Source organism: Castellaniella denitrificans, assembly GCF_027214045.1.
Classification (GTDB): Bacteria; Pseudomonadota; Gammaproteobacteria; order Burkholderiales; family Burkholderiaceae_B; genus Castellaniella; species Castellaniella denitrificans_A.
Genome location: NZ_JAPWHE010000008.1, coordinates 106,299 through 126,442, shown reverse-complemented (window position 1 = coordinate 126,442; position 20,144 = coordinate 106,299). Strand labels below are relative to the sequence as shown.

Here is a 20,144-nt window from a genome sequence, read left to right as displayed (position 1 = left end):
CTTCGACGTGCAGGTGAGCGATGCCGACGGCCAGTCCTCGGGCACGGGGCACCTGGTGATCGACATTGTGGACGATGTGCCGACGGCGCACGCCGACACCAACAGCGTGACCGAAGGCGCGCAGGTTGCCGGCAACGTGCTGACCGACGGCGCGGGCGATGTGCTGGGCGCCGATGGGGCCGCCTCGGGCGGCGCGGTGACGGGTGTGGCCACGGGTTCGAACACGTCGGCGCCGGTCAGCGGCAATCTGGGCGGGACGGGGATCGCGGGGACGTACGGCACGCTGATCCTGAACGCCAACGGCAACTATACCTACAAGGCCAATCCGGACGCGGTGAGCGCGGACGCGGTGGATCACTTCGTGTACACCATCACGGATGGTGACGGCGACACCTCGACGGTGACGCTGGACATCAATGTCGCCAACGTGAGCCTGGGCGCGGACAACGACACCCTCACAGTGAACGAGGCGGCGCTCTCGGACGGCAGCACGCCGGGCAGCGATGCGGAGACCTCGGGCGGCACGCTGGCCGTGGCCGGCGCGGTCAGCTACGCGTTTGCGAGCGGCACGGACGGCGCGGGCGCGCATGGCACGCTGACGCTGAACCCGAACGGCACATACAGCTACACGCTGAACACGCCGGTCGATGGCACGACGGCCGACAACGGTGCGAACACGGTCAATGGCGTGGAGACCTTCCACTACACGGCCACGGACGCCAACGGCAACACGGTCGACGGCACGATCACGGTCAACGTGATCGACGACGTGCCGACCTTCGGGACGCATACGGACACGTCGATGCCCAACGAAGTGGGCACGGAAACGGGGGATCTGGTGTTCAATACCGGCGCGGACATCGCCGGGGCCTCGCATGTCATCTCCAGTATCGACGGCTTGCCGGCGGACTGGACGGTGAGCGGCCTGGACACCGGGGTCGGCACGATCAAAGACCAAAATGGGACGCCGATTTTCACGGTCACGCTGAACGCCGACAATGCGACATACACGGTCGAACAATTGGCCGCGCGTCCCGGATCCACGCAGACCTTCGATGTGGCGGCCAATATCGACAATTCGCCTATCACGACCTACGACTTTGGTTTTGCCACATTGACGGCGCTCAATGGGGGCACGTTCAATGCCAATACCATCGGCGGTACCAGCGATCATGAATTTGGCATGGGCAACCCGCAGTTCAATGGCAGCGAAAGCTTCCGCATGGTGTTTGATGAGGCCCTGTCGCATTTCACTTTGAATATTTCGTCCTTCAAGACGGCTGGCACGATCGATGTGCTGGTGCAAAGTGGCAGCCAGAGCGTCATGATCCATGTCCCTGTCACGGACACGACTGCGGCGGTCGAGATCACGCCCGCCGACCTTGCGGCGGCAGGGGCTCCGTTCGCCAGTTTCGATACGGTGACGCTGACGGCCACCAGCGGTGTCAATGTTTCCTTCTCCACGCTGTCCTACACGGAAAGCGTGCCGGCGGAGGATCTCTCGTTCACGGTCAATGTCACCGGCACGGATGGCGACGGCGATACCGCGCAGACGTCATTCGTCGTGACATCCGAGGGCACGGACAACGCGCCGCCCGCCATCAACGGGGCCGAGCTGCTGGTGTCCGAGACCAGCCTGAATACCCTGATGACGGGCGCGCTGACGATTGCCGATCCCGGCGACACGGGCGGTCATCAAGTCAGCCTGCTCGCCCCGCCCACGGGGGCCTTCAAGTCCGACGGCCGTCCGGTGCATTGGGATATTTCCGATGACGGCCATACCTTGACGGGCAGCACCAAGGACGCGGGCAATACCGTCGGCAGGGACGTGATCACGGTGACCATCGACAACGATGGAAACTACACGGTCAAGCTGCTCGCGCCTATCGAACACCCCGGCCATGATGTGCAGAACGATGTGGAGTCCTTCGACGTCAAGGTCAAGGTCACGGATTCCCACGGCGCCGCGGGCACGTCCAACCTGACGATCCATATCCAGGACGACGCGCCGGCCAACAATCCCAATGCCGGCAGCGACCTGGGCGTGCCTGTCAGCGTCATCAGCGTGGGCGGCCTCGAGTCCGGGTTCGTGAACTGGCATCTCACCAACAATGGAAACCTGAGCGACACCATCAACAACGACAGCGATGCCGGGATCGACCGGATTGTCTGGGGAAGTGCCAGCCAGGGTTCCGGCTATGCCTTTGTGGACAACGAGGATCTGCGCGGCGCGGACTCGAATCTTCTGGATACGACCTTCAAGCTGGGCACCTTCACCCACAATAATTTCCCGGTGAGCGGGAACACCCTGACCTCCGTCGACCTGCAGGTCTCCATCCACGTGACGATCGATGGCGTCGAGCACGTCATTCAGCACACGATCAATCTCGGCCATACGGAGACGCCGAACAATTATGGTGATTCGCGGGACGATGATCTCGTGACCATCACGAATTCGACAGCCACGCAGACCTTCACGGTGGGCGACCGGACCTATGTGCTGGATATCAAGGGTTTCCTGGATGCGCAGGGGAACCTGGTCTCGTCGATCCATACGCAGGAAAACAAGGCGAATTCGTTCGATCTGTACGCCACGATTTCCTCCACCGATGACTTGCCCCGGGTCGAAGGGGATCTGTTCGACCCGAATTCCGGCGTCACGACGTGGCAGTACGGCGCCGATGGCGCCGGATCGGTGGTCTGGGAAAATGGGGTGCCGGGCGCCGGCGGTTCAACGGTCATCACCAATCAATACGGCACCCTGACGGTGGGCGCCGATGGGCATTATGTGTTCGAGATGAGCCGGGCCGCGCGGGACAATTTCCAGATCGGCGACCAAACTCTGACCTACAACTACACCGTCACGGATTCGGATGACGATACCCAGACCGGGCACATCACGATCGACCTGAGCGGGCACAAGAACATTCCGGAGGTTCCGACGATCGAGCATGTGGCGGACAACACCCTGTTGGCCAATGAGGCGGGGCTGGTCACCACAGCGGATACCGGTATCGATGTGGGCAAGGATGTGTCCGGCGCCACGATCGCCATTACAGGCGCCGATCAGGCCAGTCTGCACGGCTCGGCGGTGATGGCCAGCGTCATGGTGGATGGCGCGCCGCAGTCGATCACCCTGACTTCGGGTGGGCACGAATTGAGCTACCGGACCAATCCGGACGGCACAGTGTCGGCCGGGTATCAGTCTGGCGGGTCGTGGCATTCGGTATTCGAGGTCTCCGGTTCGGCGGCGGACGGCACGTATTCCGTGCACATGACCGGGACGCTGGATCCGGTCGCCTCCTACACCACGACGGTGCCTGAAGCCAGCGGAACCGCCAGTTTCGATTTCGGCGACTATGACAGCCAGGCGAGTGTCAGTGGCATTGAAGGCGGCGTCAAGCTGACGCTGTCGGCTTTCCTCGACCAGGGCGGCGTCAATGGCGTCAAGGACGGAAGCGACGCGGCCGCGAATGTCGTGGTGAACGGCAGTTCGAACCGGGGCATCAGCGTCGATAATACGAGCTGGGACAGTTCCGGATCGGATGATCGGTACATCCAGAACAATACTTACGGCCCGGGGAACAACAGCAGTCGGTCGGATGGGAGCTTCGGCGAGAAACTGGTGCTGGATTTCAGCGCCAATGCGGCCGACGGGCGGCACATCACCGAGGTGGCCCTGACCCTGAACCAGTTCGGGGACCGCCAGGCGGATGGCAGGAGCAGCCAGTCCAGAGGGAACGAGGACACGGCCCACATCACCGTGTTCTACTCCGACGGGTCGCACGAGGATGTGGATGTGACGGCGGCATGGCAGTCCAGATTCCAGGGCTCGAATGGCGACGATGGGACGCAGGACGTCACCATCCAGGCATCGGGCGGCCGCAGCATCGATCACATCGTCATCGGCGCTGGCGATACGGACAGCCAGTTCTCGGTGGATGAGCGAATCCAGGTGAAATGGCATACAGACGCCCATGACGTCACCCATGTCGTCGACCAGGGCGGCCTGACCCTGCATCTGGGCGCCACCGTGACGGACGGCACTGCGGATCAGGCGTCGGCCAACTTCGACGTGTCGATCGACAATTCGTCCAGCCAGTCCAATACCCTGACCGGTACGGGCGGGGGCAATGCGCTGTTCGGCGGGCATGACAGCGACACTCTGGTGGGGGGCGCCGGAAACGACCACCTGCATGGCGGCGCCGGCAACGATTTCCTGACCGGCGGCGCCGGCGACGATGTCTTCGTCTGGAAACTGGGCGACCAGGGCACGACCACGACGCCCGCGGTGGATCATGTGACGGACCTCGGGACGACGAGTGGCGGCGCGCTGGGCAAGGATGTGCTCGATCTCAGCGATCTGCTGAGCGGCCATACGGATGCCAACGACCTGACGCAGTACCTTCATATCAGCGGCGGCACCGGCGCGGATGCGGGCAAGACCATCATCGACGTCAGCACGACGGGGAATGTGGCGGGCGGCCATGATCAGCAGATCGTCATCGACAACGTCGATCTGACGGCAGGCCATGGCGGTGATCAGGCGGCGCTGATCCAGGGGCTGATCAATGACGGCAAACTGAAGGTGGATCACAGCTAGGCCGTCGTCTTCCCGGGCCTCGCGCCCGCGCGCCAGCCACTCCTGGCGCGCGGGCGTCGCTCATACCGATCCGGCGTCCCGCCGCGCGCGGCGCGAATGCCCGTTCAGAGGCTTCCCAGTTCCATGACAGGGTTCCTGCGATCCATCGGCCAGGAAAGAATCCTGCCCGCATCGAGATCCTGCTTTGTCAGGTCGACGACACGGACGGTGCTGTCCTCGTACGTGCGGAAGTAGAAACGTCGGGCGGAGAGATCATTGGCGCTTGTCCACTGGGTGTAATCGGCATTGACGTTGCCGTGCGCGTCCGCGTGCCCCTCGCGTGCCACGCCTTTTGGAATATCGAAGTTGTTCAGTATGTGAAAGGCTTGAAAAATCGCGTGATCGGCATCGGGGCTCTGGATGACGCCGTGAGCGAAGATTGTCGCCCGGACAAATCGTGAAGGCGAAGTAAAGTCCCCGGGCATGCCGAGCAGGCCGGTGCCCTGGCCCAGGCCCTTGATCTCGACGCGGCCCAGATGCTTTGCGGGCGCGTTTTGCAGATCGAGATTCACATAGTTCTGCAGATTGGTCATGTGCCAGTCGAAGGGCGGGTTGTTCGTGATGACCCCGATGTTGTTCTCGTGGATATTCAGCTTTTCATCGACGTATTCGATGACGATGGTCTGGCCCGACGTGTCGGTGACGACAAAATGAAGTGGCAACACGATATCGAATTGATCGAATGTCGCGGGCGCGACGATGACGTCGTCCAGGCCTTGGCGAACCTCATCCACCGTGGCAAAACGATCGAGAATGTATGAGCCGAGCTCCCAGGACGCCAAAGTGCGCGGTGCGTCGGCGGGCGTGTAAGGCTGGAACCTGGCCGACTGATCGAAGTAGAACAGACCCACCGACAGACCTTTCTCGTTCAGTCCGTCCACGATGAACGGCAGGCCCATCGGACTGGTGCCGACGCTGGCATACTTGGCCTTCCATCGGATGCCCGGCTTGCCGTCCGGTGTGGTGCCGGTACGAGCCTGGGCCCGTGGGATCATGATGATGGACGACTTGAGATTGACGTTGAATTCCATCGTGCGGGCGCGGACCACGTCGCCACTGGCTGCCGTCAGGGTAATGCCCGTGCAGGCCTGGGCGGTTGGCGCGAGGCCGATGGCGCCGGCCATGAGCCATGCGATGGCGCGCATGCGGCGCTTGAAAGCCGCGGTTCTCACGGTTTTTTTCATTCCGGTCTTCCCCCCTTGGTCTTGAAGCCCGCCCGTCTGGACGCTGGGTCGGATGGTATCAGAAGAGGCCGAGCGGCCACGCAGCGCCGTCTTCGGCCGGGCCGCGCCCGCGAGAGCCCGTCGTGTGGCACAGGAGCAGGGGCCGGTCCATGCCTGGGAGCGCTCCTGTCTTCGCCGCCAATGGCAAAACCCGCGCGCTCCCGATAGTATCCTTGCGACAATCATGGAATTGTTGCGTCACCCCTTTCCCGGCGCCTCCATTTGTATCAGAATCCGTGCATGCCCTATTGCCAGCCGACCGCTGCCAGGGTCCGGGCCCTGTCGCGGGGGCTGACGGCGCTGGCCCTGTGCCTGGCGCTGGCCTGGGGGCCGGCGCCAGCGGTCACGTTCGACCCGGGGGCGCTGGCATCCTATGCCCGTCAACACTACGGGGCCAAGGCCGGTCGCGCCGTGGAAGCCTGGCAGGCCATGCTGGCGCAGGCCGCCGGGCTGGACGAACAGGAAAAGCTGCGCATGGTCAACGGTTTCTGGAACAACGCCCTGATCGGGGGAGAGGACATCTCCATCTGGGGGCAGGTGGATTACTGGGCCACGCCGCTTCAATCCCTGGCCAAGGGCGCCGGGGATTGCGAAGACTATGTGATCGGCAAGTATTTTTCCTTGCTGCACCTGGGGGTGGCGCCCGAAAAGCTGCGCTTCGTGTATGTGCGTGCCCAGGTCGGCAGTCAGAGCATCGCCCACATGGTGCTGGGTTATTATCCGCAGCCCCAGGCGGAACCCCTGGTGCTCGACAGCCTGGTGGACCGGATTCAGCCCGCGCACAATCGGCCGGATCTGACGCCGGTGTTCAGTTTCAATGCCCAGGGGGTCTACATCCCCGGTGGGAAGCGGTCTTCGGTGGAGCGCATCGGTCGTTGGCGGGATCTGCTGTCCCGCATGCGGACCGAGGGGTTTCAGCCATGATGGAATGAAAGGAATGTCATGTCCCTCTTGAGACAATTGCTGTTGAGCGTGACCCTGGCGATCCTGGTGATCCTCGCCGGGGCGACCATTTCCAGCGTCGGTTCGGCGCGTCAATACCTGGACGCCCAGCTTCAGGCGCAGAGCGATTCCACCGCGACGTCCCTGGCCCTGACGCTCTCGCAGCCGTCCAATCAGGATCCCACGGTGCGGGAACTGCTGATCTCCGTGCTGTTCGACAGCGGCCAGTTCCAGGTGGTGGAATTTCTGGACCCCACGGGCCGGATCCTGATCCGGCGCGAGATCGAGGACGGCAGCGACGACCGGGTGAACGCGCCGGGCTGGTTCAGCCATCTGCTGCCTCTGGAGCGGCATGAAGCCCAGCGCCAGGTGACCAACGGCTGGACCCAGCTGGGTGTGGTCCGGCTGCAGGCGAACGACGCCTATGCGCGCAACGCCCTGTGGGCCAGCACGGCGCGGATCGTGACCCTGACGGTGGGCGCCGGCATCCTGTGGGGGCTGTTCGTGTTCATGCTGATGCGCTGGCTGCGGCGGGCGCTCCAGGACGATGTCACGGCGCGCGTCCAGGCCATGGCGCAAGCGGCGGCGGGCGACGATCTGCCCCCGGTGCGCCATCCCGCGATGGTGGAACTGCGCGAGGTGGCCCAGATCATCACGCGCACGCACGAGCGGGTGAGGGCGACGGCGGCGGAGCGCCAGTCCCGCATCGAGTCGCTGGAACTTGAATTGAACCAGGACGCGGTGACGGGTCTGGCCAATCGCAAGTATTTCATCAATGAACTGCGCCGGCTCCTGGAGCAATCCAAGCCAGGTCAGGGCGAGGACGGCCACGTGATGCTGTTCCGCCAGTGCGACCTGCAGTCGATCAACCAGACCATGAGCCGCCAGGTCGTGGACCAGTGGTTGCGCAACATGGGCCGGCTCGTGCTGGAGGTGCTGCGCGAACGGCTCGGTCAGCAGGCCTGGTTGGCGCGCCTGAACGGATCGGATTTCGCCTTCATTCTGCCGATGATGCCCGGGCCGATGGCGGTGCGCGTGGCGCAGGCCGTGGGCGAAATCCTGCAGGCGCAGCGGATTCAACTGGGGCAGGCGGGGCTGTGCCGCTGGCGCATGGTGCTGACCGATTTCGAAGCGGGCGAGGGGCTCAGCGACGTATTGTCGCGCCTGGACGAGGCGCTGATGCGCGCCGAAAGCGCCGGCCATGCGGACGTGGAATACTTGCCGGGCGAGGATCTGCGGGGCGTGACGGGCAGCCGGGGTGGTGGCGAGCAGGCCTGGCGCGCACTCTTGCGCAGTGCCCTGGACGAGGGCTGGTTCGCGCTGGCGACCCAGCGCGATCCGTCGGCCGATGTGCAAGAGCGTGCCCAGGGGCTGCTGACCCTGCACGAACCCGGCGCTTCGGAACCGCTCTCCGGCTACCTGTTCATGCCGCCGGCGGTGCGGCTGGGCTTGTCCGCGGCCTGCGACGTCCAGGCCATCAGCCTGGGGCTGGGCTGGCTGCGCGCGCATCGAGGGGATCTGGTGCTGCGCGTGTCGCTGGCCTCGATCCTGAACGAGGAATTCCGCGGCGAGGTTGCCGGTCTGTTGGCCGAGGCGCCCGACCAGAGCGCCCGCTTGTTGATGGATCTGGATTCCTACGGGCTGGTGGCGCATCGGGCGCCGGTGGTGGCGTTCGCCTCGATGCTGCGCCAGCATGGCGTGCGCCTCGGGCTGCGGCGCTTCGCCGAGCAGCCCGAGGCGCTGCTGTACCTGCATGAGATCCGGCCTGAATACATCCGCGTGTCGGGCAATCTGCTGGCCGCCCAGGCCGACAGTCCGGGCGCCCGCCGCCTGCTGGAGGCTGTTCGGGAAACCGCCCGCGAGATCGGCGCGGCGGTGGACCTGGCGGCCGGGTCGTAGACTATAATCGCCAGCTTGCGTCGATGCGGCCGTCCGCTTTCCGGGCTGCTGTTGCGGCAGCGCCGCTTTGGTACCGCGCCTCTGTAGTTAAATGGATATAACTTTCCCCTCCTAAGGGAAGATTGCAGGTTCGATTCCTGCCGGAGGCGCCAGAAATGCTGGCGCAGCGTGGGCGCCCTTTCGCCTTTGGGCGGCCCTATCCTTATTCCTCCAGCGCCACCGACACGGGCTTCGCGCCCAGCGCTCCGGTCAGCACGCTCGATGCCACGCTGATCAGATAACCCCGTCGTCCGCCGTTCAGATACACCGTGTCGTAGTCCAATAGTCCGGCTTCGACCCACACCGGCATGCGTTTGCGCGTGGCGAAGGGCGAAGTGCCGCCCACCTGGTAGCCCGAGTGGCGCTGCGCCGTCTCCGGCGCGCAGGGCGCGATCTTCTTGGCCCCGGTCTGGCGGGCCAGATTTTTGGTGGAGACTTCGCAATCGCCGTGCATCAGCACGATCAGCGGCCGGGCCTGCTCGTCCTCCATGATCAGGGTCTTGGCGACCTGGTGCGGGGGCACGCCCAACTGGCGCGCGGCCTCGCGCGCGCCGCCATGGTCGACGTAGTCGTAGGGATGCTCGCCGAAAGGGATCTTCTGCTGTCGCAGCCAGTGGGTGGCGGGGGTCTCGGAGGTGTGCTTGGCCTTGGACATGGTGGATTCTTGCGGGTGCCGTCCCTCACGCGCGCGGATGATGCTGTGCGTGCAGGGTCTTGAGCCGTTCGCGGGCGACATGGGTGTAGATCTGTGTGGTGGAGATGTCCGCGTGGCCCAGCAGCATCTGCACGACTCGCAGGTCTGCGCCGTGGTTCAGCAGATGGGTGGCGAAGGCGTGGCGCAGGACGTGGGGCGAGAGCGGCACGCGGATGTCGGCCTGCAGGGCGTATTTGCGGATCAGCAGCCAGAAAGCCTGGCGCGTCATGGCGGCGCCCCGGGCGGTGACGAACAGGGCGTCGCAGGGGCGCGCGCCCAGGATGGCGGGCCGGCTTTCGCGCAGGTGGCGCTCGATCCAGTGCAGGGCTTCGGCGCCCAGGGGGACCAGACGGTCCTTGCCGCCCTTGCCCATGACGACGCGCAACACGCCGTCGCTCAGGCTCAGGTCCTGGACGTCCAGGCCGACCAGCTCGCTGACCCGCAGGCCGGTGGCGTACAAAGTCTCCACCATGGCGCGGTCGCGCAGGCCCAGCGTGGAGCGGACGTCCGGCGCGGCCAGCAGGGCCTCGACCTGGGTTTCGGACAGGGTCTTGGGGAAGCGGGCGGGCTGGCGGGCGCTGCGCAGGCCCAGGCAGGGATCCTCGACGCACAGGCCGCATCGCAGCGCCCACAGGAAAAAGCGCCGCAGCGCGGCCAGGCGGCGGTTGGCCGTGCTGGCCTTGGTCTGACGGTGCTGAGCCGCCAGCCAGGCCTGGATGTCCTCCCGCAGCGCGGATTCGGGCGGACGGCCGTGTTCGAGGCGCAGCCAGCCGCCGAAGGCGCACAGATCGCGCCGATAGGCGGCCAGGGTATTGTCCGCCAGGCCGTCCTCCAGCCACAGGGCGTCCAGGAAGGCGTCGATCGTCGGGAAGGAGGAGGGCTGCGCCCTATCCGTAGGAGCGTCCGTCGCGGGCATGCGTGGATTTTACCGCTTGGCGCATCCCGGTGGCATGCGGGCCGCGAGACGGACGGCAAGCGGGCGAAGCCCGCGTGGCGCGCAGGCATGTCCACCCGTCGCCTCGCTGGCCGGGCGCGCCGGTTTGTTCAATGTCAATCATCATACGGATCGAATAGCGGAATATACCTATGTATATTACGATGAGACCTGTCGCAGGCCCGGTTCATGGGACCGGGCCTACGAGGAAAACCAAGGAGTCCTGCATGAAGATCCGTCCCTGGGTGGCCGCGTGCGCCCTGACCTGCGCGGCGATGCCGGCCGTCGCCGGCGAAGTCCTGGTGTCGGCGGCCGCCAGTCTGACCAATGCGCTCAAGGAACTGGCGACGCAGTACGAGGCCGCCCATCCGGGGACGAAGGTGTTGACCACTTTCGGTTCGTCGGACGTGGTGCTGCGCCAGATCACCGAGGGCGCGCCGGCCGACGTGTTCGCCTCGGCCGACCAGAAGGCCATGGACAAGGCCGTGGCCGCCAAGGCGGTGGATCCCGCGACCCGGGTGGATTTCGCCCGCAACGAGGTCGTGCTGGTGGTGCCGGCCGACAACCCCAGAGGGATCGCGTCGCTGGCCGACCTGAAAAAACAGAGCGTGACGCGTATCGCCCTGGGCAACCCGGACTCCGTGCCGGTGGGCCGCTACACCCGTGCCGCTCTGGAAAGGGCCGGCGCCTGGGATACGGTCAAGGCGCATGAGATTCTGGGCCAGAACGTGCGCCAGGTGCTCAGCTATGTGGAACGGGGCGAGGTCGACGCCGGTTTCGTCTACGCCACCGACGCCGCGCTCATGAAGGGCAGGGTCAGGGTCGTCGAGGCGATCGAAACCCCCACGCCGGTGTCTTATCCGGTCGCGTTGGTGCGGCGTGACGGCCGCGCGCCGGAGGCCGCCGACTTCCTGACGTTCCTGCTGTCGGCCGACGGCCAGGCCGTGCTGTCGCGGTACGGCTTCGTCAAGCCCTGATCCGATGAGCGGCGTCTGGGTTCCGTTGCTGCTGTCGCTGAAGGTCGCGGGCTGGGCGACCGTGCTGGCGACGGTGGCCGGGATCGCCGTCGCCTGGGGGCTGTCGCGTTGGTCCTCGCGCTGGTGCGACCTGGTCGATGCTTTCCTGACACTGCCCATGGTGCTGCCGCCCACCGTGACCGGCTACTACCTGCTGGTGCTGTTCGGCCGTCGCGGGTGGCTGGGCGGCTGGCTGCAGTCGCACGGCATCGAACTGGTTTTTACCTGGCAGGGTGCCGTGGTGGCCGCCGCCGTGGTGGCCTTCCCGATGGTGCTCAAGGCCGCCCGCGCGGCTTTCCTGGATGTGGACCACCGTCTCGAGCAGGCCGCCGCCGTGCTGGGTGTGCCGCCCGCCGCGGTGTTCTTTCGCGTCAGCCTGCCGCTGGCGATGCGCGGCATCCTGGCCGGAGTGCTGCTGGCGTTCGCGCGCGCGCTGGGTGAATTCGGCGCCACGCTGATGGTGGCTGGCAACATCCCGGGCCGCACGCAGACCCTGTCGATCGCCATCTACGAGGCGGTCCAGGCCGGCAACGACGACACGGCCAACATCCTGGTGCTGGTCACGTCCGCGACCTGCGTCGCGATCCTTTGCCTGGCGTCCTGGCTGGTGCCCGGCGGACGCGGCGGACGCAAGGGGCGGTCTGTGCGGCGGAGCGCGTCATGAGCCTGTCGGTCGATATCGAATGCCGTGTCGGCGGCGCCGATGGTTTTCTGCTGCGGCCGCGCTGGCGCACCGACGCCCGGCGCGTGGCGCTGTTCGGGCCGTCGGGCTCGGGCAAGAGCCTGACGATGCAGGCCATCGCGGGGCTGCTGCGGCCCGACCGGGGCCGCATCGAGGTCGCCGGCCGGGTGCTGTTCGACGCCGAAACCGGTGTGGACGTGCCGCCGCGCGGCCGGCGGCTGGCCTATTTGTTCCAGGACTATGCGCTGTTTCCCCATCTGACGGTGCGCCAGAACATCGGGTTCGGCTTGCGGCACGGATGGCTGAACCTGCATGGCCGCCGCGATCTGCCGGAACGGGCGCGACGCTGGGTGCGGGCCTTCGGACTGGACGCGCTGCTGGATCGCTATCCCGCCGAACTGTCCGGTGGCCAGCGCCAGCGTGTGGCGCTGGCGCGGGCGTTGTCCACGGATCCGGGGCTGTTGTTGCTGGACGAACCCCTGTCGGCCCTGGACGCCGGTCTGCGGGCGCGGATGCGGGAAGAACTGGCGCAATTGCAGCGCGACATCGATATTCCGACCGTGCTGATCACGCACGACCAGGCCGACGTCCAGGCGCTGGCCGAAGAGGTCTTTCACATGGTCCACGGCGCAATCCAGGGCGGCGCCGAATCGGTTCGCCGGCTCTGACATGTCCACGCGGGTGCCGTGGCGGCCGGAACGGTTCCGGCGCCGCGGGCAGGCCTCGCTCAGTCCGCCGTCCCGATCAACACGTCGGCGGCCTGGAAACAGGCCATGGCCATGGTGCCGGGTGCAAGGCCGCCGCCCGGGATGTCCGGATCGGCCAGTCCCGTGATGCGCACGTGCGGGCTGATTTCCAGGCCGATCTCCGTCAGGGCGCCGTCGTTCGCCAGATGGACGATGCGGCCGGTCCAGCGGTTCGCGCCTTCGGGATCGGAGGCCGGGGCGCCGGGCGTATGCGTTGCGCCGGTTCCCGCCGGCCGGATGCGGACCGCCTGGGCTTTCAGGAAAGCCAGCGCGCGCCGGCCTTCGGTCAGGCCCAGTCTTTCGGTGCTGGCATGCGTCAGCGTGGCGGTCAGGCACGCGGCCCCGCCCAGGTCCAGCCGGATGCGGTCATTGATGCGGCCGGACTCGATGGCGCCGATGACGCCCTCGTAGCGGTTGCGTGCCGAGGTCTGCAGCGCCATGCTGTGCAGCAGGTCCAGGTGCCGGGTGCCGTCGGGGCCGAAGCGCGACAGGGTTTCCATGAAGCGCCGGTGTTCCGCCTGGGCCGCCTGGTACCAGGCGACGAGTGCACGCGCCCGGCCGGTCAGATGCGCCCCGCCGCCGCGCTTGCCGCCGGTGACGCGTTCGACCAGCAATTCGCCGGACAGGCTGTTCATCATGTCCACTGCGTCCCAGGCCGCCTTGTAGCTCAGCCCGACCTGTCGCGCCGCCGCGCTGATCGAGCCTTCGGTGCCGATGGCGGCCAGCAGGGCCATGCGCCGTTCCGTGCCCCAGCTTTGGCCGCCGCTGCGCAGACTCAGCGAGGCGGCCGGACGCAGGTCGGTCCCGGCGGCTTGACCCGCGCCTGCCGGCTCCGGGCTGTCTGCAAGCGGCGGGGTGGGGGCGTGCGCGGGACGTCTGGGGGTCATGGCTGTGTGGAGGCCAGGCAGGCCGCGTAGCCTTGCAGCGTGTCGGGCCAGGCGGGCGCCCAGCCGCTGGCGCGCAGCCGCGCGTTCGACAGACGCTTGCCGTCGGGCGGGCGGATCTCCCGCGCGGGGGGCGGCCCGCCCGCCATTCGCGCCAGCGCGTCGTACAGGGCCGCCGTGGGCAGGGGGTGATCGTCGGTGCCAATGTAGCAAGGCAGGGGGGCGGCCAGGCTCAGCAGGTGGGCGCAGGCCCGGGCGGCGTCGTCGATGTGGATCCGGTTGGCCCAGTGGCCAGGGCCGTCCGGCGCGGCGATCCGCCCGGCACGCAAGCCGTCCAGCAGGCGCAGCCGTCCGGGGCCGTAGAGGCCCGACAGGCGCAGGGCCACGCCCTGTCCGGGCAGCCGGTCGTGCAGCAGCGCCTCGGCCTCCAGTATCTTCGCGCCGCGGAAGTCCGTCGGCGCGGCCGGCGTGTCTTCGTCGACCAGGCCGTCGGCCGCGTCCGGCCCCCAGACGGCGGAAGAGCCGACCAGCAGGCAGCGCCGCAGCCCGTCGGGATCGGGCAGGGCGTCCAGCAGTGCCCGCAGGCCCTGGGGATAGGCGCGTGCGTAGGCCTCCGGCGTGCGCGCATCGGGCGCGGGAGCATACAGGATGTGGGTGACGGGACCGGACGCGAGTCCCCGGACGGCGGCCATCGCCGCAGTCAGCGAGTCCGGATCGCACAGGTCGGCCCGCAGCCAGCGGATCCGGTCGCCGGGCCGGGCTTCCATGGCCCGCCGCCGCAGGCCGACACAGGTCCAGGTTCCGGGGTCCAGCGCGCGGGCCGTGCGCGCGCACAGGTCTCCGCCGACGAGCAGCAGGGTGTTCGCCATCACTGGATCTCCGCCCGGCCCGTGTCCGCGGGCCTATAGAATGTCTGTCTCTTCATGTCCGTACAGTCTAATCCGATGAGCGATTCTTTTCCCTTGCGCCGCACGCACCCCGATGAACTGATCGTCGGCCTGGTGTCCGTGTCCGACCGGGCTTCGTCCGGTGTCTACCAGGATCAGGGCATCCCCGCCCTGAGGGACTGGCTGGGATCCGCCCTGACGCGGCCGCCCCAAGTGGTCGCCCGGCTGATCCCGGATGAGCGGGCCGGCATCGCCGCCGTCCTGCGCGAACTGGTGGACGAGGCGCGCTGCGACCTGGTGCTGACCACCGGCGGGACCGGCCCGGCCCGACGTGACGTGACGCCCGAGGCCACGCTGGACGTGGCGACCCGCGAGATGCCCGGCTTCGGCGAACAGATGCGCCAGGTCAGCCTGAAATTCGTGCCGACGGCCATTCTTTCGCGCCAGGTGGCGGTGATCCGCGAACTGCCGGACCACGCCGCCCTGATCGTCAACCTGCCCGGCCAGCCCAAGGCCATCCGGGAAACACTGGAAGGCCTGCGCGGCGAGGACGGCGCCGTCCTGGTGCCCGGCATCTTCGCGGCCGTGCCGTATTGCCTGGACCTGATCGGCGGCCCTTACGTCGAGACGCGCGACGAGGTGGTGCGGTCGTTCCGGCCCAAGTCCGCGCGGCGACCGGCGTCCTGACCTCGTTCCGATCCTCGGCCCTCGCCGCGTGTCGGCGCCGCTCCGGGCGCCAGCATCGATTCACGTTCCGCCTTAAAATCCCGGAATCCGCTTTTCCACCATTCCATTCTCTTCTGGAGGTCCAGCCATGGCCCTGGTATCCATGCGTCAGCTCCTCGATCACGCCGCCGAGCACGGTTACGGGATCCCTGCGTTCAACGTCAACAACCTGGAACAGGTCCAGGCCATCATGGAGGCCGCCGCCCAGACCGACAGCCCGGTCATCATGCAGGCGTCGGCCGGCGCGCGCAAATACGCGGGCGAGGGTTTCCTGAAATACCTCATCCAGGCCGCGGTCGAATCCTATCCGCACATCCCCGTGGTCATGCACCAGGACCACGGCCAGTCGCCCGACGTGTGCCGGGGCGCCATCGAACTGGGTTTCTCCAGCGTCATGATGGATGGCTCGCTGATGGCCGACGGCAAGACCATCGCCTCCTACGAATACAACCTGGACGTCACCCGTCAGGTCGTCGCCATGGCGCACAAGCTGGGCATCACTGTCGAAGGCGAACTGGGCTGCCTGGGTTCCCTGGAAACGATGAAGGGCGACAAGGAAGACGGGCACGGCGCCGAGGGCACCATGACCCGCGAACAACTGCTGACCGACCCCGAGCAGGCCGCCGACTTCGTCAAGCAGTCCCAGCTGGACGCCCTGGCCATCGCGGTGGGCACCAGCCACGGCGCCTACAAATTCACCCGCAAGCCCACCGGCGACATCCTGTCGGTGCAGCGGATCAAGGAAATCCACGCCCGGCTGCCCAACACCCACCTGGTGATGCACGGCAGTTCCAGCGTGCCCCAGGAACTGCTGGCGGAAATCCGCCAGTTCGGCGGCGACATGAAGGAAACCTACGGCGTGCCCGTGGAAGAACTCCAGGAAGCCATCAAGTTCGGCGTGCGCAAGGTCAACATCGATACCGACATCCGCCTGGCCATGACCGGCGCGATCCGCCGTTTCCTGGCCGAAAACCCGTCCAAGTTCGATCCGCGCGAATACTTGAAACCGGCCCGCGAGGCCGCGAAAAAGGTCTGCCTGGCCCGCTACGAGCAATTCGGCGCCGCCGGCCATGCCTCCAAGATCAAGGCGATCCCGCTGTCCGACATGGCGGCGCGCTACGCCTCCGGCGAACTCACGCAACTGGTGAAATAAACTCACATGAAGGCCTTGCTCCAATCCTCCATCGAATCGCTGCCCCTCCTGGGGCGCGGCAAGGTCCGCGACATGTACGCCGTGGGCGAAGACAAGCTGCTCATCGTCGCCACCGACCGGATCTCGGCCTTCGACGTGATCCTCGACGACCCCATTCCCGGCAAAGGCCAGGTGCTGACCGCCCTGACCGAGTTCTGGCTGGGGCGTCTGGGGCACCTGATTCCGACGCACGCCACCGGGATCGCCCCGGAAGACGTGGTCGCCCCCGGCGAACGCGATCAGGTGGCCGGGCGCGCCATGGTGGTCAAGCGCCTGGAACCGATCCTGGTCGAAGCCGTCGCGCGCGGCTATCTGATCGGCTCGGGCTGGAAGGACTACCAGGCCACCGGCGCGGTCTGCGGCATCGCCCTGCCACCGGGGCTGCGCCAGGCTGAACGCCTGCCGGAGCCGATCTTCACCCCTGCGGCCAAGGCTGAATTCGGCCAGCATGACGAAAATGTCGATTTCAACTATGTCGTGGCCCAGGTGGGCGCCGATCTCGCGGCCGAGCTGCGCCGCGTCACCCTGGCACTGTATGCCGAGGCCGCCGAATACGCCCGCGGCAAGGGTATCCTGATCGCCGACACCAAGTTCGAGTTCGGCCTGGACGCGCGCGGCACGCTGCACCTGATGGACGAAGTCCTGACGCCGGATTCCTCGCGCTTCTGGCCGGCGGACGCCTACGCCGTGGGCATCAGCCCGCCCTCCTTCGATAAGCAGTTCGTGCGCGACTGGCTGGAAACCCAGGACTGGGACAAGACCGCCCCCGCGCCGCGCCTGCCGGCCGACGTGCTGGAACGCACGGCCGCCAAGTACCGCGAAGCCCTGGATCGCCTGACCCAGGGGGCGCGATGAGTCATCCCGCATTCGCTGCCGCGCCGGCGCCCGTGGTCGGCCTCGTCATGGGCTCGTCCAGCGACTGGGACGTGATGCGTCATGCGGCGGCGGTGTTCGAGGAATTCGGCATTGCCCATGAGTCCCGCGTCGTGTCCGCTCATCGCATGCCGCTGGACATGGTCGAATATGGCGCCCGGGCGGTGGAACGCGGCCTGCGCGCCATCGTCGCGGGGGCGGGCGGCGCGGCCCACCTGCCCGGCATGATGGCGGCGCTGACGCCGGTGCCGGTGTTCGGCGTGCCCGTGCCTTCGCGCTACCTGCGCGGCGAAGACTCCCTCCTGTCCATCGTGCAGATGCCGCGCGGTGTGCCGGTGGGCACCTTCGCCATCGGCGAGGCCGGCGCGGCCAACGCCGCCCTGCACGTGGTGGCCAATCTGGCCATGACCGATTCCGCGCTCCTGCAAAAATTGCAGGAGTACCGCGCGCGCCAGACCGGCACCGCGCGCGCCATGGTCGTGCCGCCGGAGGGCGCATGAGCGCGCAACGCCTAGGCGGCGGCGAGCCTGCGCCGCTGCCTCCCGGCGCCTGGCTGGGCGTACTGGGCGGCGGCCAGTTGGGCCGCATGTTCTGCCAGGCCGCCCAGGCCATGGGTTACCGTGTGGCGGTGCTGGATCCCGACGGATCCTGTCCGGCGGGCAGGGTGGCCGACGAGCACATCCGTGCCGCCTACGACGACGCGGACGGGCTTGACCATCTGGCGCGGCGCTGCGCGGCCGTCACCACGGAATTCGAGAACGTCCCGGCCGACAGCCTGCGCCGCCTGGCGCAGACCCGCATCGCGACGCCTTCGGGCGATGCCGTGGCGGTGGCACAGGACCGGCTGGCGGAAAAATCCTACATCCAGTCGGCGGGCGTGCCGGTCGCCGCCCACGCGGCCATCCGGTCCGCGGCCGACGTGGACGCCTGCCCCGACGCGCTGTTTCCCGGGGTCCTCAAGACCGCCCGTCTCGGTTACGACGGCAAGGGCCAAGTCCGTGTGGCTTCGCGCGAGGAAGCCCGGCGCGCCTTTGACGCGCTGCGCGGCGTGCCCTGCATCCTCGAGGCACTGCAGCCCCTGGACTACGAAATCTCGGTGGTGGTGGCGCGCGACCTGCGTGGCCGCGCCGTCAGCTACCCCCCCTCGCGCAATGTCCATCGGGACGGCATCCTGGCGCTGTCGGTCGTCGATGGTTCCGTGCCGTCCGACGTCGCCGACCAGGCGCGCGGCCATGCCCTGTCGCTGGCCGATCACCTGGATTACCACGGTGTGCTGTGCGTGGAATTCTTCGTGCTGCGCGACGGGCGCGTGGTGGCGAACGAAATGGCGCCGCGCCCTCATAACAGCGGTCACTACACCCAGGACGGCTGCCTGGTGAGCCAGTTCGAGCAACAGGCGCGCGTCATGGCCGGGCTGCCGCTGGGTGGCACCGATCCCCTGCGGCCGGCCGCCATGCTCAACTTGCTGGGGGACCTGTGGTTCGACGCGCAGGGGCGGCGGCGCGAGCCGGACTGGGCGGGTGTGCTGGCCGTACCCGGCACCCGCCTGCATCTGTACGCCAAATCCGAGGCGCGACGCGCCCGGAAAATGGGCCACGTGAACATCCTGGGCGCGGACGCGGCGCAGCTGCGCGAGCGTATCGCCCAGGTATCGGCCGTGCTGGGACTGCCCGATGCCTGATCCATTCGCGGACGCGGGGCCGGCCGAGGCCGGCCCCGACCAGATCCAGGAAGCGGCCCGGCGGCTGGCCCAGGGGCGGCTGGTGGCCTTCCCGACCGAGACCGTCTACGGCCTGGGCGCCGACGCCGAAAATCCCGAAGCCGTCGCGCGCATCTATGCCGCCAAGGGACGGCCGTCCGATCATCCCGTCATCGTCCACCTGTCGCCCGATACGGATCCGGGCTATTGGGCGGCCTCGATCCCGGCCCAGGCCCGGCGGCTGATGGCGGCCTTCTGGCCGGGACCCTTGACCTTGATCCTGCCGCGCGCGGCCCGCATCCCGGACGCGGTCAGCGGCGGACAGGACAGCATCGGCCTGCGCTGTCCCTCGCATCCGGTGGCGCAGCGGTTGCTGCGCGCCTTCGCATCCCTCAAGCCGCACGGTTGCGGCGGGGTCGCGGCGCCGTCGGCCAACCAGTTCGGCCAGGTGTCGCCCACGCGCGCCGATCACGTGCGCGGTGAATTCCCGCACCTGGACGCGCAGGCGCTGATGATCCTGGAAGGCGGCGCCTCGGCGGTCGGAATCGAATCCACGATCCTGGACCTGTCGCGGCTGGACCGGGGCGTCGGTCCCGTATTGTTGCGGCCCGGGCACGTGACGGCCGCGCAGATCGCCGAGGTGCTGGGCGAGGTCCCGGCCCTGCCCGACGCGGCGGCGCCCCGGGTGTCGGGTTCGCTCAAGGCGCACTATGCGCCGCGCACGCCGGTATCGCTGGTGGACGCCGGCGCCCTGTCCAGTCTGCTCCAGAGGGGGGCGGCGGATGCCCCGGGCCGGCGGCTGGCCGTGGTGGTCCTGGATGCCGCACCGTACGCCGCGCCGCCGGGTATCGACTGGATCGTCCTGCCGGCCGATCCGGCGGTTTACGCGCACCGGCTGTACGCATTGCTGCGCGATCTCGACGAGGCGGGCTACGACCGGATCCTGCTGCAACGCCCTCCCGCAGGTCCGGACTGGCAAGGGGTCAATGACCGGATCACGCGGGCGGCGGCCGCGTTCGGCTGAGGATACGCTACACTGGCCGACAGCCGCTTTCCGGAGCACGAT

General features: G+C 67.6%; 17 protein-coding genes and 1 tRNA gene. 13 read left to right on the top strand and 5 right to left on the bottom strand.

The genetic code is table 11. The features are described 5' to 3' along the window. Positions 1–13: 13 nt before the first annotated feature. On the top strand, positions 14–4,603 hold the full coding sequence (locus O4H32_RS11660) for a choice-of-anchor K domain-containing protein (protein WP_269359344.1): 4,590 nt from the start codon (positions 14–16) through the stop codon (positions 4,601–4,603). Between the two features lie 104 nt (positions 4,604–4,707). On the opposite strand, the gene O4H32_RS11655 is transcribed toward O4H32_RS11660, so the two are convergent. Beyond that, the gene (locus O4H32_RS11655) at positions 4,708–5,826 is read right to left on the bottom strand and encodes a choloylglycine hydrolase family protein (RefSeq protein ID WP_269359342.1); all 1,119 of its coding nucleotides are present in this window, start codon (positions 5,824–5,826) and stop codon (positions 4,708–4,710) included. Between the two features lie 279 nt (positions 5,827–6,105). On the opposite strand from O4H32_RS11655, the gene O4H32_RS11650 reads away from it, so the two are divergent. The 3 genes from O4H32_RS11650 to O4H32_RS11640 all read left to right on the top strand — a co-directional run bounded on the left by O4H32_RS11650 (position 6,106) and on the right by O4H32_RS11640 (position 8,858). Continuing rightward, positions 6,106–6,789: a transglutaminase-like cysteine peptidase gene (locus O4H32_RS11650; RefSeq protein ID WP_269359340.1), complete on the top strand. Its 684-nt coding sequence runs from the start codon at positions 6,106–6,108 to the stop codon at positions 6,787–6,789. A gap of 18 nt (positions 6,790–6,807) precedes the next feature. Continuing rightward, positions 6,808–8,706, top strand: coding sequence for a LapD/MoxY N-terminal periplasmic domain-containing protein (locus O4H32_RS11645; RefSeq protein WP_269359338.1), 1,899 nt, complete (start codon positions 6,808–6,810; stop codon positions 8,704–8,706). 77 nt (positions 8,707–8,783) lie between these two features. Next, a tRNA-Arg gene (locus O4H32_RS11640) sits at positions 8,784–8,858 on the top strand. 50 nt (positions 8,859–8,908) lie between these two features. On the opposite strand, the gene O4H32_RS11635 is transcribed toward O4H32_RS11640, so the two are convergent. Both O4H32_RS11635 and xerD read right to left on the bottom strand, forming a co-directional pair. Further along, complete coding sequence (locus O4H32_RS11635) at positions 8,909–9,400, bottom strand: aminoacyl-tRNA deacylase (RefSeq protein WP_269359336.1); 492 nt, start codon at positions 9,398–9,400, stop codon at positions 8,909–8,911. Positions 9,401–9,425: 25 nt separating this feature from the next. Continuing rightward, positions 9,426–10,355 (bottom strand): site-specific tyrosine recombinase XerD, encoded by a 930-nt coding sequence (xerD, locus tag O4H32_RS11630; RefSeq protein WP_269359334.1) that lies wholly within the window; start codon positions 10,353–10,355, stop codon positions 9,426–9,428. A gap of 245 nt (positions 10,356–10,600) precedes the next feature. Here xerD and modA point away from each other — a divergent pair, with 245 nt between their 5' ends. Genes modA through O4H32_RS11615 form a run of 3 tightly spaced genes read left to right on the top strand, consistent with a single transcriptional unit; the run spans position 10,601 to position 12,739 of the window. After that, positions 10,601–11,350: a molybdate ABC transporter substrate-binding protein gene (gene modA, locus O4H32_RS11625; protein WP_269359332.1), complete on the top strand. Its 750-nt coding sequence runs from the start codon at positions 10,601–10,603 to the stop codon at positions 11,348–11,350. Between the two features lie 4 nt (positions 11,351–11,354). Continuing rightward, on the top strand, positions 11,355–12,053 hold the full coding sequence (gene modB / locus O4H32_RS11620; protein ID WP_269359330.1) for a molybdate ABC transporter permease subunit: 699 nt from the start codon (positions 11,355–11,357) through the stop codon (positions 12,051–12,053). Next, the gene (locus O4H32_RS11615) at positions 12,050–12,739 is read left to right on the top strand and encodes an ABC transporter ATP-binding protein (protein ID WP_269359328.1); all 690 of its coding nucleotides are present in this window, start codon (positions 12,050–12,052) and stop codon (positions 12,737–12,739) included. Before modB ends, O4H32_RS11615 begins: the two co-directional genes overlap by 4 nt. 59 nt (positions 12,740–12,798) lie before the next feature. Here the strand turns inward: O4H32_RS11615 and O4H32_RS11610 are convergent, their stop codons facing one another. Together O4H32_RS11610 and O4H32_RS11605 are read right to left on the bottom strand one after the other, a co-directional pair. Next, entirely contained in the window at positions 12,799–13,704 is a 906-nt protein-coding gene (locus O4H32_RS11610; protein WP_269359326.1) for a TOBE domain-containing protein, read from the bottom strand. Continuing rightward, positions 13,701–14,570, bottom strand: coding sequence for an NAD-dependent epimerase/dehydratase family protein (locus O4H32_RS11605; protein WP_269359324.1), 870 nt, complete (start codon positions 14,568–14,570; stop codon positions 13,701–13,703). The genes O4H32_RS11610 and O4H32_RS11605 overlap by 4 nt, the downstream gene beginning before the upstream one ends. Before the next feature lie 75 nt (positions 14,571–14,645). On the opposite strand from O4H32_RS11605, the gene mog reads away from it, so the two are divergent. From mog to O4H32_RS11575, 6 genes are all read left to right on the top strand, one after another. Continuing rightward, positions 14,646–15,275 carry a molybdopterin adenylyltransferase gene (gene mog, locus O4H32_RS11600; RefSeq protein ID WP_269359322.1) on the top strand — a complete coding sequence of 210 codons (630 nt, stop codon included), beginning with the start codon at positions 14,646–14,648 and terminating at the stop codon, positions 15,273–15,275. Positions 15,276–15,402: 127 nt separating this feature from the next. Continuing rightward, complete coding sequence (gene fba, locus O4H32_RS11595; protein ID WP_269359320.1) at positions 15,403–16,467, top strand: class II fructose-bisphosphate aldolase; 1,065 nt, start codon at positions 15,403–15,405, stop codon at positions 16,465–16,467. A gap of 6 nt (positions 16,468–16,473) precedes the next feature. Further along, a complete protein-coding gene (locus tag O4H32_RS11590) occupies positions 16,474–17,361 on the top strand; it encodes a phosphoribosylaminoimidazolesuccinocarboxamide synthase (RefSeq protein ID WP_269359318.1) in 888 nt (295 codons plus the stop codon). Further along, entirely contained in the window at positions 17,358–17,879 is a 522-nt protein-coding gene (gene purE, locus O4H32_RS11585) for a 5-(carboxyamino)imidazole ribonucleotide mutase (protein WP_269359316.1), read from the top strand. Before O4H32_RS11590 ends, purE begins: the two co-directional genes overlap by 4 nt. Further along, positions 17,876–19,060, top strand: coding sequence for a 5-(carboxyamino)imidazole ribonucleotide synthase (locus tag O4H32_RS11580; protein ID WP_269359314.1), 1,185 nt, complete (start codon positions 17,876–17,878; stop codon positions 19,058–19,060). The genes purE and O4H32_RS11580 overlap by 4 nt, the downstream gene beginning before the upstream one ends. Continuing rightward, positions 19,053–20,102, top strand: a complete 1,050-nt coding sequence (locus O4H32_RS11575) for an L-threonylcarbamoyladenylate synthase (protein ID WP_269359312.1) — start codon at positions 19,053–19,055, stop codon at positions 20,100–20,102. Before O4H32_RS11580 ends, O4H32_RS11575 begins: the two co-directional genes overlap by 8 nt. The last annotated feature ends 42 nt before the right edge of the window (positions 20,103–20,144 follow it).